Raw genomic sequence first — 14503 nt, 5'->3', positions numbered from 1 at the left:
GGTGCGTTGGATAGTGGGGCGTTGCCCAGTAGTCGGAATTCATTGGGGGGCATCGGCATGTGCCTCCTTCGAATGCCACAGCGCATGCGCGTCGATACGCACCAGTGCTGATGCTTGCAACGCATCGACGCGAACCTGTGCCTCGGCGAGTCGTGTCTGGCGCAGGTTGCGCAACGTCAAGAGGTATTCGGCCAAGGAGGCCTCTCCCAATTCCCAAGCCCGCCGCGTGCGGTTGCTGGCCGTGGTCTGCGCGGCCAGCGCCTGCGCGAATGACTGCCACTGTGTGCGCTTGCTGTCGGCAGCCTGCACGGCGACCCACGCACTTTGCTCCACCGCGCGCCGCACGCCGAGCGCCTCCGCCTCTGCGGCCGCCGCATTGGCGCTTTCCGTGGCAGCCATTGCACTGCGATAGTCTGTGCCAAATGGCACCGTCAGGACAACGCCAATGACACGTTCCGCCCCGCCGCGTTCAGACATCATGCGTACCCCGACTGTGGGGTCGGGCGTGCGGTTGGCGCGACCTCGCTCGGCCACCTTGGCAAGGCGAGCTGCCTCTCCATCGGCAATGCCGATTTCGACGCTTTGTCGCACAATTCGCGCCAGCCACTCCTGTACCCCGCCCTGCAAGGGATCGGGATCTGGCAGCGTGGATGGCCGTGCGGGAATCTCAATGCCGGGGAACTCGATCACTACCGTTTGTCGTGCTGCCCGTTCTGCGTCGCGCGCAGCGCTAACCTGGGCAGCAAGCATTGCGCGTTCGGCTTGCAGAACGTCGCTGTCCCGCTGCGCGGCATCGCCCAGGGTCACGCGGCGGGCCATTGCTTCCTGCTCACGTATAAGCAACTTTTCCTGCGCTTGCATCTCGTCGGCTACGACGAAACTGCGCAGCCATCCGGCCCAGACTTCCAACAGTCGCCTTGCCATTTGGTGCTCGGCATCCTCAAGGCGCATATCGGCCACTCTGCGGGTGCGGCTACCGATGTCCCGATCTATACGTGCCTTGTTTGGCAAGCGAACAGCACGGCTGAGCTGGATTTCCCATTCGTTGTAGCGACGCGCTTCGTTGGTCACGTTTCGACGTTGTAGGCCGCTACTGAGTTCAAACTCGTGGCTACCGGCTTCAAGGGCGCTTTGCGTGGCAGCAGCCGCGTCCAAGCGAGCGGCTGCTGCATTCACGACCGGCTGGGTTTTCATCGCCGCTTCGACTTGCACCTGCGGAGGCAGCCAAGAGAGATCATCGGCGTGCGCTTGCGCGGGATGAAATGTCAAAGCCGCGATAGCCACCATGACGGAACCAGTCGGCAGCACCAGGCTGCATCCTTTGTTTTTATTCGTCATACCAGTCTTCCACTTGCCAACACCGGCTCCACCCACCAGCGCACATCGCTCGATGCGATGCGCTGGCGCAGATGCGCCAGAACCTGTTCCAGCCGTTCGGGTTCGATCAACACCCAGATGACGCGCCGATCCACACGGCCGCGAACTTTCTCGCGAATGGACGCGCGCGCGAAGTCGCCGGTATGCCCTTCGGCGTGCAACAGGGTGAACCCTGGCAGCACCGGGTCGGCCATCAGGGCATCGGTGACGGCGTCTTCGAGCGTGGGTGGAAATACCAGATTCAGGCGCACCAGTTGCGCTTCTTTCAATCCGTTCATGCATGGACTCCTTGTTGTGAGGAGATGGCCTGGCCGAATCGCCGGTACAGCACCGGCAGCAGGACCAGGGTCAGCGCCGTGGAGCTGACCAGCCCGCCAATCACCACGATGGCGAGTGGGCGCTGGATCTCAGAGCCAGGGCTACTGGCCAGCAGCAGGGGCACCAGACCAAAAGCGGTGATGGAAGCCGTCATCAGCACGGGGCGCAGCCGTCGCAGAGAACCTTCACGCACCACCTGTTCCATGGGCAGGCCCAGCGCGTGCAGGTGGTTGAAGTGCGTCACCAGCACCAATCCGTTGAGCACGGCGATGCCCAGCAGCGCGATGAAGCCGACCGAAGCAGGCACCGACAGGTACTGCCCCGATAGCCACAGCGCCGCCACGCCGCCGACCATGGCAAACGGCACGTTGCCGAGGATGAGCGCGGCCTGCCGCACCGAGCCGAAGGTCATGAATAGCACGAAGAAAATCAGCCCCAGGGCCACCGGCACCACCATGCCAAGGCGGGCCGCTGCACGTTGCTGGTTCTCAAACTGCCCGCCCCATTCGACGCGATAGCCGGGCGGCAGCGGCACGTCGCGCGCCACGGCTGCGCGCGCTTCATCCACGAAGCCGACCAGATCGCGCCCGCTCACGCTGGACTGGATCAGTGCGAAGCGCGAGCCGTTCTCGCGCCGCACTAGCACGGGGCCATCGGTGGTGGCGATGCGCGCCAGCGAGGCCAGGGGGATTTCGCCCTGATCGCCACGGGCGAGCTGCAAGTCCTTGAACCGCTCGGCCGATCCGCGCAGCCGGGCATCCCCGCGCACCACGATGGGCGTGCGCCTGTCCGGCTCGATCACCAGCCCGGCCGGAACGCCTTCGAGTTGCGCGCGCAACTCGTCCTGAACCTGTGTTACGGCCAGCCCGGCGCGCCCCGCCGCCTGCGCATCCACCTTCACCTGCAGGTATTCCACGCTGTCGCTGGCCTGGGTGAGCACGTCGCGCGCACCGGGCACTTTCTCGATGCGAGCGGCCATGCGCTGCGCCAGATCGCCCAGTGTTTGCAGATCAGGGCCGAACAGCTTGACGGCCACGTCGCCCCGGCTGCCGGTGAGCATTTCTGAGATGCGCATCTCGATGGGCTGGGTAAAGCCGAATTCCAGGCCGGGGAAGGCATCCATCACCTTGCGTATCTCGGCACTCAAGGCCTCCTTGTCGGCTGCATGCCAATCCTTGCGCGGTGCGAGCTGCATGAACAGGTCGGTTTCGTTCAGGCCCATCGGGTCGAGCCCCAGCTCGTCCGAGCCCACCCGCCCGATGCTGTGCCGCACCTCGGGCACTGCCGCACTGATGGCCTTCTGCACGGCCAAGTCAATCTCCAGCGAGCGCTGCAGCCCAATGGACGGCGGTTTTTGCAGTTGCAGCAAGATATCGCCTTCGTCCATCGTCGGCATGAACGCCTTGCCCGTGCCGAGGTAGGCCACCACACCCAATGCCAGGGCCGCGATGGCGACTGCCGATGCGCGTAGCGGGTGGTGAAGCGCAGCCTCCAGCAGCGGTTGGTACAGGCGCGTAGCCCAGCGCATCACCCACGGCTCGGTGTGCGCGTGTTCCTTGAGCAGCAGCGAGGCCAGCACAGGCACCAGCGTGAACGACAGCAGCAGCGAGACGCCCAGGGCGAACACGATGGTCAGCGCCACCGGCACGAACAGCTTGCCTTCCAACCCTTGCAGCGTGAGCAGGGGCATGAAGGTAAGGCAGATGATGAGGATGCCGGAGGCCACGGGCACGGCGACCTCGCGCGCCGCCGCGAATATGCGGTGCAGGCGCGGCTGGTGCGCACTGGGCGCGTGCGGGTCGAGCCGACTGACGGCGTTTTCCACCACCACTACGGCAGCGTCCACCAGCATGCCGATGGCGATCGCGAGGCCCCCCAAGCTCATCAGGTTAGCGCTCATGCCGACCAGACGCATCAGCAAGAAGGTGCCCAGTGCCGCCAAAGGCACCATCACCGCCACAACCAGCGCGGCGCGAAGCTCGCCGAGGAACAGAAGCAGCAGGATAACGACCAGTACCGTCGCTTCCAGCAAGGCGCTTTCCACCGTGCCCACGGCGCGCTCGATCAGCGTGCTGCGGTCATAGAACGGCACCACTTTGACGCCGGGCGGCAGGCTGGGAGTCACCTCGTCCAGCCGGGCTCGAATGGCTTTGACCAGCGCCGAGGCATCGGCCCCGCGCAGCGCCACCACGATGCCTTCCACCGCTTCGCCCGCGCCGTCCCGGGTGACGGCGCCATATCGCGTCACGCCTTCGATGCGCACCTGGGCCACGTCGCCCAGGCGAACTGGGGCCGTACCATTGGCCCCCGCGCGCAGGATCAGACGGGATAAATCGTCCAAAGTGTGGATCGCGCCTTCGGCGCGCACGATCAGCGTGTCTTCGCCTGCATCCAGGCGGCCCGCACCGTCATTGCGGTTGTTGCGGCCGATCGCCGTGATGACATCAGAGAAGCTGAGGCCCGCAGCGGAAAGCCGTGCGCGATCCGGCACCACAGCAAAGCTCTTGGCTTCTCCACCCAGCACGTTGACATCAGCAACACCGGGCAGCGTGCGCAGAGCCGGGCGCAGCGTCCAGTCCAGCAGGGCGCGGCGCTCGCTCAACGTGAGGCCACCGCCTTCGATGGTGAACATGAACACGTCCGACAGCGGTGTCGAAATCGGCGCCAGCCCGCCGCTGACGCCTTCGGGGAGGCTGCCCGAAACGCCGGCATAGCGTTCAGCCACCTGCTGACGCGCCCAGTAGATGTCGCTGCCTTCGGCAAAGTCCAGCGTGATGTCGGCGATGGCGTACTTGGCCGTGGAGCGCAGCATCACGCCCCGCGGCACGCCGAGCAACTCCATCTCCAGCGGCGTGATCACGCGCGACTCCACCTCCTCGGGCGTCATGCCAGGGGCCTTGATAATCAGCTTGACCTGCGTGGGGGAAATATCTGGATAGGCGTCGATCGGCAGTTGCAGGAAGGCCGCCAGGCCCGCACCCGCCAAAGCCAGCACGCCAAGCAGTACCAGCGCACGTTGGCGCAGGGAGAATTCAATCAGACGGGACAACATGCGTGGTCGCCCCTCATTGCAATGGAATCATGGATTTGAGCAGTGCCGTACCGCGCACAACGACCTGCATGCTTGCCGCAAGCGGCGCAGTGTCTGGCGAAACGGCACGCACGGCGCTTGACGCCTCTGATTCGTCTTGCCCCAGCAGTTGCACCGGAACAGCGCGGACGCGTAGGTCGCCTTGCTTGTCTTGCGATGACGGCTCAGCAACGTAGAGCACGTGGGCGCTGCCCGCTGGCAGCAGTGCGGCCGATGGCACGCTCAAGGTGCCCTGCGGTGCTGGCAGCAACAGCGCGACACTGATCTGCTGCCCGGCCGCATAGCGGTCTGCCCCTGCCTGATCTGCATCGACGCGGGCACGTACCCGCAGGCTCTGACTACTGAGGTCAGTGTCGCCACCAACAGCCGTCACGCGAGCGATCGTGCCATCGGGAAGACGCACTTCCAAGCCTGGGTGGAGATCTGAGCGCCAGCGCAGCGGAACCGCGACGCTGACATCCAGAGGGCCAGGCTGAGCCACTGTAAAGGCGATGTCGAGCGGCGCGACCGCCTGCCCGAGGCTCAGGTGACGGCGCATCACCCGCCCGGACAAAGGCGCCAGCAATTCATACTCGCCGGCCTGCCCGCCGCTAACGGGTCGAAGCCGTGCGAGGGCGCCATTGGCCTCTTGCAACGTACTTTGCGCAGCCGCCGCGCGCGCTTGGGTTTGCTCGTTGCGCGTGGCTGGGATGATGCCCTCGGCCAGGAGCGTGGCATCGCGCCGGGCCTGCGCCGCGGCCAACGCCGCTTCGGTTCGGGCACGCGCCAGATCAGCCTGCGACGCCAGAACGTCCTTGCTCTGGATGCGCGCCAGCGCCTGTCCTTGGCGCACTGCGGCGCCCTCATCGACCAGAACGCGCGTCACCACACCGCCATATGGCGCCACGACCTGCGCGCTGGCCGAGAGTGGTGCCACCGTCTGCGCGGGTAAGCCATCCAGCGGTATCACTGCGGCATCCTTGACGAGTGCGGTTTCTACACCCTGCGCGCGAAGCTGAGCGGCGTTGAGGTGAACGCCGCCAGCGTTCGGTTGGGCGACAGCCTCGCTCGCGTCTTTATCGGCTACGGTTGTCTGCTGCGTTGTCCGAGCCCACCAGCCGTACCCTACGGCAGCCAGAACTGCCACACTGACGACAGACAAGGCCAAGGTCTTAGTTCGGCTGGCTGTGCCCGCCGTTTTCAAGGTCGGGAAGCTCATGCTTGTGCCGCCCCAAACGACGTAGAGCAGAGTAGAAAGCACACAGCGGGGATTGAAAATCCGTCGCATATGGAGCGGTGCGCGAGGTTAATGAGGCGAAACATGCGGTCGATCTCTTATAAAAGATCGGCTCATGTTCTTCGATGAAGCTTTGAGAAGGCTTTGGAGAAAGCGAAATTTGCTCAGTACGATGTATTTCGGCGAAACGCCTGCTTTGAGCAGCAAGCAATCGATAAACTGATTTATCAGTAACTTGCTCTGATATGCCAGCGGTGCGCCTTTGCTACCTCAAACATCGCATCCATACACCATGAATTTCAGGAATTCCGAATACCGTTTCAGTCCTTTGGTCATAGGACTGCATTGGCTGACCGTGCTTCTCATCATCGCGGTCTATGCGAGCATGGAGCTGCGCGGACTGGCACCCAAGGGCGCCTTGAGAGACGCCATGAAGTCCTTGCACTACCTGCTGGGCCTCAGCGTTCTGGTGATCGTCCTTATTCGTGTCTGGGTGCGCAGCCAGGCGGGCGCGATGCCCGCGATCCAACCACCCATGCCACGCTGGCAGGCCACGCTCGCCGATGTCATGCACTATGCGCTCTACAGCTTCATGCTCGCCATGCCGCTGCTCGGATGGCTCACCTTGAGTGCGGCGGGCAAGCCGATTGTTCTGTTTGGCTTGCCCATTCCGTCTCTGATCGGCACCGACGTTGCTTTGTCGCGCCAACTCAAGGATGTCCATGAGGCGCTGGCGACATTGGGCTATGTCTTGATCGGATTGCATGCGATGGCGGCGCTGTTGCACCACTACGTCATGCGTGACACCACCCTGGTTCGCATGCTCCCCGGTCATCGTCCCTGAACTGCTGGCCTTGGGCTGCTTCACATGGATTTGATTTTCCAATGACAAAATTTCACCACCGCGCCCACCCTGAAAGTCACCGCACTGAACATATCGGATGGCTGCGCGCCGCTGTTCTGGGTGCCAATGACGGCATCATTTCCACGGCCAGCCTAGTTGCAGGCGTGGCTGCTGCCCATGCAAGCCATGCCAGCATCATGACCACGGCCATCGCGGGGTTGGTAGCCGGTGCCATGTCCATGGCTGCAGGCGAGTTCGTGTCGGTCTATTCACAAGCTGATACGGAGAAGGCGGATTTAGCGCGGGAACGTGATGAACTGGAAAACAGTCCGGAAGCAGAGCATCGGGAACTAACGGCCATCTATGTCCGGCGTGGCCTGGATCATCGACTCGCGGATCAGGTCGCCACGCAATTGATGGCGCATGATGCGCTGGGCGCGCACGCGCGCGATGAATTGGGCATTTCTGAAACCTTGAGCGCTCGCCCGCTGCAAGCCGCCATGGCGTCCGCTGGAAGCTTCGCCGTGGGTGCAGCCATGCCGCTGGCCGTGGTTCTGTTGGCGCCGGAGCAGAGCCTGCTCTATTGGACCGTCGCGACGGCGATTGTCTTCCTGGCCCTGCTCGGCGCTGCGGCTGCTGCCGTGGGTGGTACGCCGCTCTTCAAAAGTGCGCTGCGCGTCGCGTTCTGGGGCACATTTGCCATGGCGGTGACAGCGGGCGTGGGAGCCATGTTCGGCACTGCGGTGTAGATCTGTGTCAATGTCAGAGCAGCGGTGGCCAAGGGCCAAGCCGCGCGGACAGCCGACCGTTGTCCAGTGAGAACGCCAGCGGCAGGTCTATGGCATGCGCGAGCGCCAGAGCCAGTGCAAGTCCCAGCCCGGCGTGGTGCGCCGTGCCACCTTCGGAATCCTTGCGCCAGAAGCGAAGGCCGAATTGATCCAGATCGGATGCCTGCAAATTGGGAGCTGTGTTGACGATGGTCAACATCCAGCCGGAAGCCGCGCGCTCCAGCCGACATTGAATGTCGTCGCCTTCGGGCGCGTATTCGATGGCATTGCGCAAGAGGTTGGAGACGATGCGTTCGATCACGCCCTGATCGCTTTGCACCCATGCCGATTCAGGCAAAGTCACGCGGATGGGTGACTTAGGTGCCATTTGCTGGACGTTGAGTCCCGCCAGTAACTCTTGCAGCAAAGCTGTTAGATCCAGAGGATCCAGCACCAGTGTGTGTTGACCGGACTCAAGCCGCGCCAACAACAGCAGAGTGTCCACACTGCGCTGCATGCGTGAACTGGCCTGGATCGTTGCATTCAGGGCGCGCTGGATTCGGGCCGGGTCGGCATCGATCAAAGCGCTTTCTGCGCTGATGCGGATTTCCGCCAGGGGCGTGCGCAACTCGTGGGCCACGTCGCGGGAGAAGCGGCGCTCGCGGACAATGGCCGCATACAGGTGATGCAAGCCCTGATTGAAGGCTTCGGCAAACGGCCGCAGTTCGCGGGGAAAGTCCGCTCCGATCCGCGCAATCGGCCGATCCGTACGCAGGTCGGCCAGTTGCACGCCGACGCGCTCCAGCATGACCACGATGCGCCGAACCATGAGCAGCGCTAGGCCCGTGGCCAGGAGCGTCGCCAGGACGATACCGCCCAGGAGCGCGAAGTGGATGCGCCGCTCGGTTTGATCCCAATCCCTGCGTTCAGTCGCCACGACCAGCAGCCGGGACTTTTCGCCAGCTACGGATATGCGCGTCGCCAGCGCGCGACCCGCGTGGCCATCCGGGAGTGTCACGTCGTAATAGCGCGGGGTGCCTTGCTCCAGTGGCCCAAGTGCAAGCTCGGCCCCAGCACTGCTGGGCGAACGCAGCAAGGTCCGGTGGGTCTGCGAATCAAAGACCGTGAAGAACTCGGTATGCCCGCTAGGCTCGTATTCCGGCATGAGGCTTTCGAGCTGTCTCGCATCCAACTCCTTCAGCACGCGCCCCACCGCCGCCGATCGTTGCATCAGGGTGGTGTCCATCCGTCGGTAGATTTCGTGGTCGATCCAGTAGTCGAGAACGGGAAACAGGATCGCGAAGGTTCCTCCAATGCAGATCACCAGGCTGGCAGCCAGCCGCCGCTGCAAGGACCAGGATCCGCCTTGACTCGCATCAGAAAGGGCTTCGGAATCGGGGCGTACCATCGTTCAGGGCAGGATGTAGCCGAAGCCACGTCGTGTCACGATCAGTTCATCCAGGCCGCACTGGGCGAGCTTGGTTCGCAGGGTGCTGACGATCACCTCCACCACCTTGTCCGATGCATCGCTGCGGCTGTCGTACAAATGTTCAAAAATCTGCGGGCGAGATAACGTGGCGCCGCGCCGACGCAGCAGCAAGTCGAGCAGTCCATATTCCTTCGGCGTGAGCCCAAGATCCATGCACTTGAATCTCGCGGTGCGCGAGCGCGGATCGACCTCCAGATCGCCGTGGCGCAGAACTGGAACGTCCCGTTGCGGCGGACGCCGCACCAGCGCCCGCAGGCGAGCCAGCAGCTCGGCCAGCTCGAAGGGTTTTGTCAGGTAGTCATCGGCACCCGCATCCAAGGCCCGCACCCGGTCGTCGAGCAGTTCGCGCGCGGAGAGCACCAACACCGGTGCGGCATGGGCCTCCCGGCTCAATGTGCGCAACACGCCAAAGCCGTCCAGCCGGGGCAGCATCAAGTCCAGAATGATGGCGTCGTACCGGTAGCTGGCAAGAAACTTCAGCGCGGACACGCCATCGGCTGCTGTATCGCAGGCATAGCCTTCCGACTGAAGGCTCTGGCTCAGGGCTTCGGCCAGCGTTTGCGAGTCTTCCACGATCAATATGCGCATGTGCTTTCTTCCATTCAGCGCATCTCGAAAAGCTCTTGGTGGAACGCTTCCGGCTCCAACCCCTGGGCCAGCAGGTCGGCGCGCAACGCGCGGCCGAAGGCCGTGGGGCCGCAGAACCAGACGCTGGCGTCTTTCCAACTTGGCACCATAGCACGCAGGCGCTCACCCGTCAGGCGACCGTCTTTCTTGTCGATGAACAGGTGTAGCGCCACGCCGGCCGCCTGGCTGTCGGCGCGAAGCTTCTCGATGGCCTGCGGATCAGCGTCGCTCGTCGGATGGAACAAATCGACGGGGCGTGCGTCTTGGCCTTTGTGCTGCGCCAGATACTTCATGCGCGCAATGAATGGGGTGATGCCGATGCCGGCGCCGATCCAGATCTGGCGGGCACGTCCGTCGTCGAAAGTGAAGCAGCCGTAAGGCCCCTCGACCGTCACCCGGTCGCCAACTTGTAGGCGTTCCGGTAGCCGGCGGGTGTGGTCGCCCAGCGCCTTGGTGATGAAGGTGATGCGCCGGTTTTCCGGCACCCAGGCTGAGGCCAGCGTGTAGGGATGCGGGCCTTCTTTCGGGTTGGACATGGCGAAGGCAAACTGCCCGGGCCGGTGGCCGGGCCAGCCCGGGTCCATCCGCAGGGTAGTTTCCAGCACGTTCAGCGCAGGGTAGGTCTGCAGCGATTCGATGACACCGTGCGCGGTGCGCTGCGCACCGACCCGGCCCAGCAGTACCCACGCCGCCGATACCGTGCCGCTCGCCAGCAGCATAGCCAAAGCCCAGCCCACGGGCTGCGCCCAATAGGAGAACTGCACAAGCACCAAGGTGTGGAAGGCCAGCACCAGGTAGATCGCTGCCATCCAGTGGTGTGTCTTGGCGAACGGCCGGTAGGGGAAGCGCTTAACCAAAGCCAGCACCAGTAGCACCGCGACGGCGTAGAAGGCCCATTCGCCCAAGTCCTCGGCTAGTCCGCGCCAGCCACGCAGCGCCGATTCAATGGAGCCCATTGAATCAGCCGCTGCGCGGGGCTTGCGCGCCGGGCGCGTCAGCCAGCCCCAGCCTACGGCCCACTTGGTACCCTGCGCCCACAGCCAGTGTACTGTCGCAGCGGCCAGAGCGGCGATGCCGAGCCACTTATGCAGGCGGTACATCTTGTCCAGTCCGTTCAAGCTGGGCTCCAACCACGCAGGGCGCGTGGCCAGCACCATCGCCACGGACATCGCGCCGATGGCCAGTACGCCGCTGTATTGAATCCATACCGTTCGCAGGGCGAAGTAGTTGGACTGCGCAGGCCAGAGCGTATCGGTAAAAAGCCATAGAGCGCTCAATGCCAGCGCAAAAAACCAGAACGTCCAAATTATTCTCTTCATCGTGGATTTTCCCCACATTCTGCGGAAGGCGCATGCGGTGCTGGTCTGAAACCATCAATCCAGAAACGCGATAGCGTGCCTTTGAATGTGACCATGTATCCGAAATTACAGAAAATTTTAATTCTGGCATCCCAACCTTTGGTAATGCTTTGGATTGATCAACCATCAATAATAGGATCTAATTTTTCCCACCGGCTTGTGGCATTACCTTGACTCAAGAAATGGTTGACCCCCGACGCCGCCCAATCTCCCATGACACCGCGCCGCCGCGCACCGTCGCGGCAAGCTGCTGCCCCATTCGCTGCTCGATCACCGGTTTCCACGGCACCAGGCTGAACCCCATGCCGTCATCGAGCATCGCGTAGCGCCCGCTGGCCAGCATGACGGAGCGCCGGTAGATGCCGGCCACGCGCTGCCCATCGGCCACCGGGCGATGCTCCAGTCCGGTTTTCGCCGCAATGTCCTTCGTAGCCTGCGCCAGCTCCCGGTTGCGTAGCGTGCCCAATAGATTGCGCGCCAGGATCACGCGCTGGCCGCGCCGCTCGGCCAGCCCCTGTTCGGCCAGAAAGTCGGCGCGCTGCTGCATCGCCTGTTTGACCTCAGCACCAAAGCATAGGTCGCCCAGGCCCGAGCCGCCGCCGATCAACTGCTGGTCCAGCCAGGTGGCACCGATGACGCGGGCCTGCCGCTCGATGGGCAGGTGCGATTTCAGCTCCACGGCCACACCGCTCAGGCGCTGCGCGTCGTAGCGGCGGCCCTGCTCGGGCAGGCCGTCCGGCACCTTCCATAGCCCTTCGGCCACGCGCTCCACGATGCCGGCACGGCGCAGGGCTTCCAGCCGGCGGACGTGGGCCGCGACGACTTCCTGCGGGTCGCGGCCGGGCTTGGCCCGGCCCTGCTCGATCACCAGGTGATGATCGGTGCGGTACAGGCCATCGCTCGCCAGCGCGGCGATGTTCTTGTCGGCCGCCCGCACCTCGGCGGAACCGCGCACCTCCACCACCGCGCCAGTGGGATAGTTCGCCAGCTTGTCGCGGGCGTTCAACGCGACGTAGTGGGCCTTGCCGTCCACGCCGTCGTTGACCAGATAGCCGCGGTCATGCAGTTCGTCGGCCAGCCCCTTGGCAGACACGCGGCCGACGATGGTGCGGCCGTCGTCGGCCGGCTCGAACACCGCCAGCTCGCGCGGCTGGCCGCGCATGGCCCGCTGCATCGTTCGGATGATGTCGCCACGCTCGCCCAGGGCACGCAGCGTCTTTTCCGCGTCGGCATGGGCGGCCCAGGTGCCGGGCTGCACCTCGTCGGTCAGGCCCAGGCGCTGCAAGGCTTGCAGGCGACCCATCAGCAGCAGGCGCTGGCGTTGCAGCCGGGGTTCGTTGAAGCGTTCGATCTGTACCCGGCCATCCTCGTCGGCCTCGCGTTGCAGGGTGCGGTCGAGGCTCATCCACCGTTCTTGTTCCACCTCGCGCTGCAAGGTCTGCTGGATCTCCAGTTCGGTGCGCAGCCCCAGCCATTCGGTCGCCAGTTCGGCGGCCCGATGGCGGAAGCCATCGGCGATGTAGTCGCCCGCGATGATGAGGTCTTTGCCGGTGTCGTCGCGCCCGCGCACGACGATGTGCGTGTGCGGGTTGTCGGTGTTCCAGTGGTTGACGGCCACCCAATCGAGGCCTGTGCCCAGGTCGGCTTCCATGCGGCCCATGAGGTGCCGCGTGTAGGTGCGCAGGGCGCAGACGGCCGCCAGGACGCAAGCGCGCATGGCGCGCGCCGCCCTTGACGGCGAGAACGCCGTGGTACGGTGAAGGGAACAGCAAGACCGCCCACACCCCGCCCACTGCACACAGTCGGCTTTTGGCAAGCGGAGCGCGCAGGCCCTCAAGGGCCGGAGGCGTCAGGGATCAAAGCCGGATGGCCGCGATTCGGCACGAAGCGCGGGGCGCAGCCCGCGAGCCCGACGGCGGTACGCCGGGACGCCATGCAGTTCTGCCTGCTGATGACTTGCACAATGATTCAATAAATGTTGTATTATCGAATCATGAACGAGACCCAAGCTGTTTCCGCGCTGAGTGCCTTGGCCCATGCCCAGCGCCTGCGCGTGTTCCGCGCCCTGGTCGTCGCTGGCCCCGAGGGTTTGACGCCCAGCATCCTGGCCGACCAGCTCGACGTGGCCCGCAACACCCTGTCCTTCCATCTGAAGGAGCTGGCGCACGCCGGCCTCGTCACCATCGAGCAGCAGGGCCGCAACCTGATCTACCGCGCCGAGTACAGCCACATGAACGGCCTGATCGGCTACCTGACCGAGCACTGCTGCCAGGGCGGCGTGTGCGAGGTCAGCCCGTCTTCCGCCATCTGCACCACCTGCTGAAAGGACTTCTCATGAAACGCTTCCACGTCCACCTGCACGTCGATGATCTGAACCGCAGCATCGGCTTCTATTCCCAACTGTTCGCCGCGCAGCCCGCGCGCACCGAGAGCGACTACGCGAAGTGGATGCTCGAAGACCCGCCGGTCAACTTCGCCATCTCGACGCGCGGCAGCAAGCCGGGTATCGACCACCTGGGCATCCAGACCGACGATGCCGAGGAACTGGCTGGCCTGAAGGCCCGCGCGCAGGCCGCCGACATGGCACTGCTCGACGAAGGCACCACGACCTGCTGCTACGCGCGCAGCGAGAAGCACTGGATCACCGACCCGCAAGGTGTGGCCTGGGAGCATTTCCACACGCTGGGCAACATCCCCGTCTTCAACGAAGCATCCCAGCCCGCAAGCGGCGCCGCTGCGGCGTGCTGTGCGCCAAGCGATGGCCGCGCCGCGAAGCCCGCTGCATCTTGCTGCTGACGCGAGGCACGCATGACGACTGAAGTCACCTACAACGCGCTGTTCATCTGCACGGGCAATTCGGCGCGTTCGATCCTCGCCGAAGGCATCCTCAACGAGCTGGGCAAGGGCCGGTTTCACGCCTGGTCGGCGGGCAGCCATCCCAAGGGCGAAGTCCATCCGCTGGCGCTCGCCACGCTGGAGCGCCTGCATCTGCCGGCGACCGGCTACCGCAGCAAGAGCTGGGACGAGTTCGTGGCGCCGGATGCGCCGGTGTTCGATTTCATCTTCACCGTCTGCGACAACGCCGCCGGTGAGGCGTGCCCGCTGTGGCCGGGCAAGCCGGTATCGGCCCATTGGGGCGTGCCCGACCCAGCGGCCGTCGAAGGCACGGAGGAACAGCAGCGCAAAGCGTTCACGGACGCCGCGATCACGCTGCGCCGGCGCATCGAGCTGTTCCTGTCGCTGCCCCTGAAAAGTCTCGATGCCATGTCCTTGCAGCGCGAGCTGCGCGACATTGGCCGCCAGTGAGGCCAGCGCGATGACCGCAGGAGCCGATACCGCCGGCCGCGGGCCCGCGGCCCCCGCCCGGGGCATCTTGGCGCGGTTGCGGGCCGGGTGGGGGCGGCGGGGGCTGAAGC

General features: G+C 64.5%; 13 protein-coding genes. 5 read left to right on the top strand and 8 right to left on the bottom strand.

What is annotated here, in order from left to right; all coding sequences use genetic code 11:
- Positions 1–39: 39 nt before the first annotated feature.
- From ACVOMF_RS01840 to ACVOMF_RS01825, 4 genes are read right to left on the bottom strand one after another with little or no spacing between them, the layout of a single operon-like run.
- Positions 40–1338, bottom strand: a complete 1299-nt coding sequence (locus tag ACVOMF_RS01840; RefSeq protein WP_481507759.1) for a TolC family protein — start codon at positions 1336–1338, stop codon at positions 40–42.
- Positions 1335–1655: a DUF3240 family protein gene (locus tag ACVOMF_RS01835; protein WP_062168876.1), complete on the bottom strand. Its 321-nt coding sequence runs from the start codon at positions 1653–1655 to the stop codon at positions 1335–1337. The genes ACVOMF_RS01840 and ACVOMF_RS01835 overlap by 4 nt, the downstream gene beginning before the upstream one ends.
- Positions 1652–4747, bottom strand: a complete 3096-nt coding sequence (locus ACVOMF_RS01830; protein WP_481507758.1) for an efflux RND transporter permease subunit — start codon at positions 4745–4747, stop codon at positions 1652–1654. The genes ACVOMF_RS01835 and ACVOMF_RS01830 overlap by 4 nt, the downstream gene beginning before the upstream one ends.
- Before the next feature lie 13 nt (positions 4748–4760).
- The gene (locus tag ACVOMF_RS01825) at positions 4761–5984 is read right to left on the bottom strand and encodes an efflux RND transporter periplasmic adaptor subunit (RefSeq protein WP_481507757.1); all 1224 of its coding nucleotides are present in this window, start codon (positions 5982–5984) and stop codon (positions 4761–4763) included.
- A gap of 310 nt (positions 5985–6294) precedes the next feature.
- On the opposite strand from ACVOMF_RS01825, the gene ACVOMF_RS01820 reads away from it, so the two are divergent.
- On the top strand, positions 6295–6846 hold the full coding sequence (locus tag ACVOMF_RS01820; RefSeq protein ID WP_164170536.1) for a cytochrome b: 552 nt from the start codon (positions 6295–6297) through the stop codon (positions 6844–6846).
- Positions 6847–6887: 41 nt separating this feature from the next.
- Positions 6888–7595: a VIT1/CCC1 transporter family protein gene (locus tag ACVOMF_RS01815; RefSeq protein WP_164170537.1), complete on the top strand. Its 708-nt coding sequence runs from the start codon at positions 6888–6890 to the stop codon at positions 7593–7595.
- Between the two features lie 13 nt (positions 7596–7608).
- Here ACVOMF_RS01815 and ACVOMF_RS01810 read toward each other — a convergent pair whose 3' ends face one another.
- The 4 genes from ACVOMF_RS01810 to ACVOMF_RS01795 form a co-directional block, all read right to left on the bottom strand.
- On the bottom strand, positions 7609–8964 hold the full coding sequence (locus ACVOMF_RS01810; protein WP_481507756.1) for a sensor histidine kinase: 1356 nt from the start codon (positions 8962–8964) through the stop codon (positions 7609–7611).
- 60 nt (positions 8965–9024) lie between these two features.
- Positions 9025–9690: a response regulator transcription factor gene (locus tag ACVOMF_RS01805; RefSeq protein ID WP_062168888.1), complete on the bottom strand. Its 666-nt coding sequence runs from the start codon at positions 9688–9690 to the stop codon at positions 9025–9027.
- A gap of 14 nt (positions 9691–9704) precedes the next feature.
- Complete coding sequence (locus ACVOMF_RS01800) at positions 9705–11048, bottom strand: ferredoxin reductase family protein (protein ID WP_062168890.1); 1344 nt, start codon at positions 11046–11048, stop codon at positions 9705–9707.
- A gap of 214 nt (positions 11049–11262) precedes the next feature.
- Complete coding sequence (locus tag ACVOMF_RS01795) at positions 11263–12804, bottom strand: DUF3363 domain-containing protein (protein ID WP_481507755.1); 1542 nt, start codon at positions 12802–12804, stop codon at positions 11263–11265.
- Between the two features lie 276 nt (positions 12805–13080).
- Here ACVOMF_RS01795 and ACVOMF_RS01790 point away from each other — a divergent pair, with 276 nt between their 5' ends.
- The 3 genes from ACVOMF_RS01790 to ACVOMF_RS01780 are packed head-to-tail and all read left to right on the top strand — an operon-like array spanning position 13081 to position 14393.
- Positions 13081–13410 carry an ArsR/SmtB family transcription factor gene (locus tag ACVOMF_RS01790; protein ID WP_197430008.1) on the top strand — a complete coding sequence of 110 codons (330 nt, stop codon included), beginning with the start codon at positions 13081–13083 and terminating at the stop codon, positions 13408–13410.
- 11 nt (positions 13411–13421) lie between these two features.
- Positions 13422–13883, top strand: coding sequence for an ArsI/CadI family heavy metal resistance metalloenzyme (locus ACVOMF_RS01785; RefSeq protein WP_062168894.1), 462 nt, complete (start codon positions 13422–13424; stop codon positions 13881–13883).
- A gap of 12 nt (positions 13884–13895) precedes the next feature.
- Positions 13896–14393: an arsenate reductase ArsC gene (locus ACVOMF_RS01780; protein WP_164170539.1), complete on the top strand. Its 498-nt coding sequence runs from the start codon at positions 13896–13898 to the stop codon at positions 14391–14393.
- Positions 14394–14503 lie beyond the last annotated feature (110 nt).

The organism is Stenotrophomonas sp. STEN022, assembly GCF_056760155.1.
The sequence above is the reverse complement of the archived record's forward strand: the minus strand, read 5'-3'. Positions and strand labels throughout refer to the sequence as shown.

Coding starts and splice junctions, on each gene's coding strand:
- ACVOMF_RS01840 (WP_481507759.1), bottom strand. CDS start 1,338: ATGACGAATAAAAACAAAGGATGCAGCCTGGTGCTGCCGACTGGTTCC.
- ACVOMF_RS01835 (WP_062168876.1), bottom strand. CDS start 1,655: ATGAACGGATTGAAAGAAGCGCAACTGGTGCGCCTGAATCTGGTATTT.
- ACVOMF_RS01830 (WP_481507758.1), bottom strand. CDS start 4,747: ATGTTGTCCCGTCTGATTGAATTCTCCCTGCGCCAACGTGCGCTGGTA.
- ACVOMF_RS01825 (WP_481507757.1), bottom strand. CDS start 5,984: ATGAGCTTCCCGACCTTGAAAACGGCGGGCACAGCCAGCCGAACTAAG.
- ACVOMF_RS01820 (WP_164170536.1), top strand. CDS start 6,295: ATGAATTTCAGGAATTCCGAATACCGTTTCAGTCCTTTGGTCATAGGA.
- ACVOMF_RS01815 (WP_164170537.1), top strand. CDS start 6,888: ATGACAAAATTTCACCACCGCGCCCACCCTGAAAGTCACCGCACTGAA.
- ACVOMF_RS01805 (WP_062168888.1), bottom strand. CDS start 9,690: ATGCGCATATTGATCGTGGAAGACTCGCAAACGCTGGCCGAAGCCCTG.
- ACVOMF_RS01800 (WP_062168890.1), bottom strand. CDS start 11,048: ATGAAGAGAATAATTTGGACGTTCTGGTTTTTTGCGCTGGCATTGAGC.
- ACVOMF_RS01795 (WP_481507755.1), bottom strand. CDS start 12,804: ATGCGCGCTTGCGTCCTGGCGGCCGTCTGCGCCCTGCGCACCTACACG.
- ACVOMF_RS01790 (WP_197430008.1), top strand. CDS start 13,081: ATGAACGAGACCCAAGCTGTTTCCGCGCTGAGTGCCTTGGCCCATGCC.
- ACVOMF_RS01785 (WP_062168894.1), top strand. CDS start 13,422: ATGAAACGCTTCCACGTCCACCTGCACGTCGATGATCTGAACCGCAGC.
- ACVOMF_RS01780 (WP_164170539.1), top strand. CDS start 13,896: ATGACGACTGAAGTCACCTACAACGCGCTGTTCATCTGCACGGGCAAT.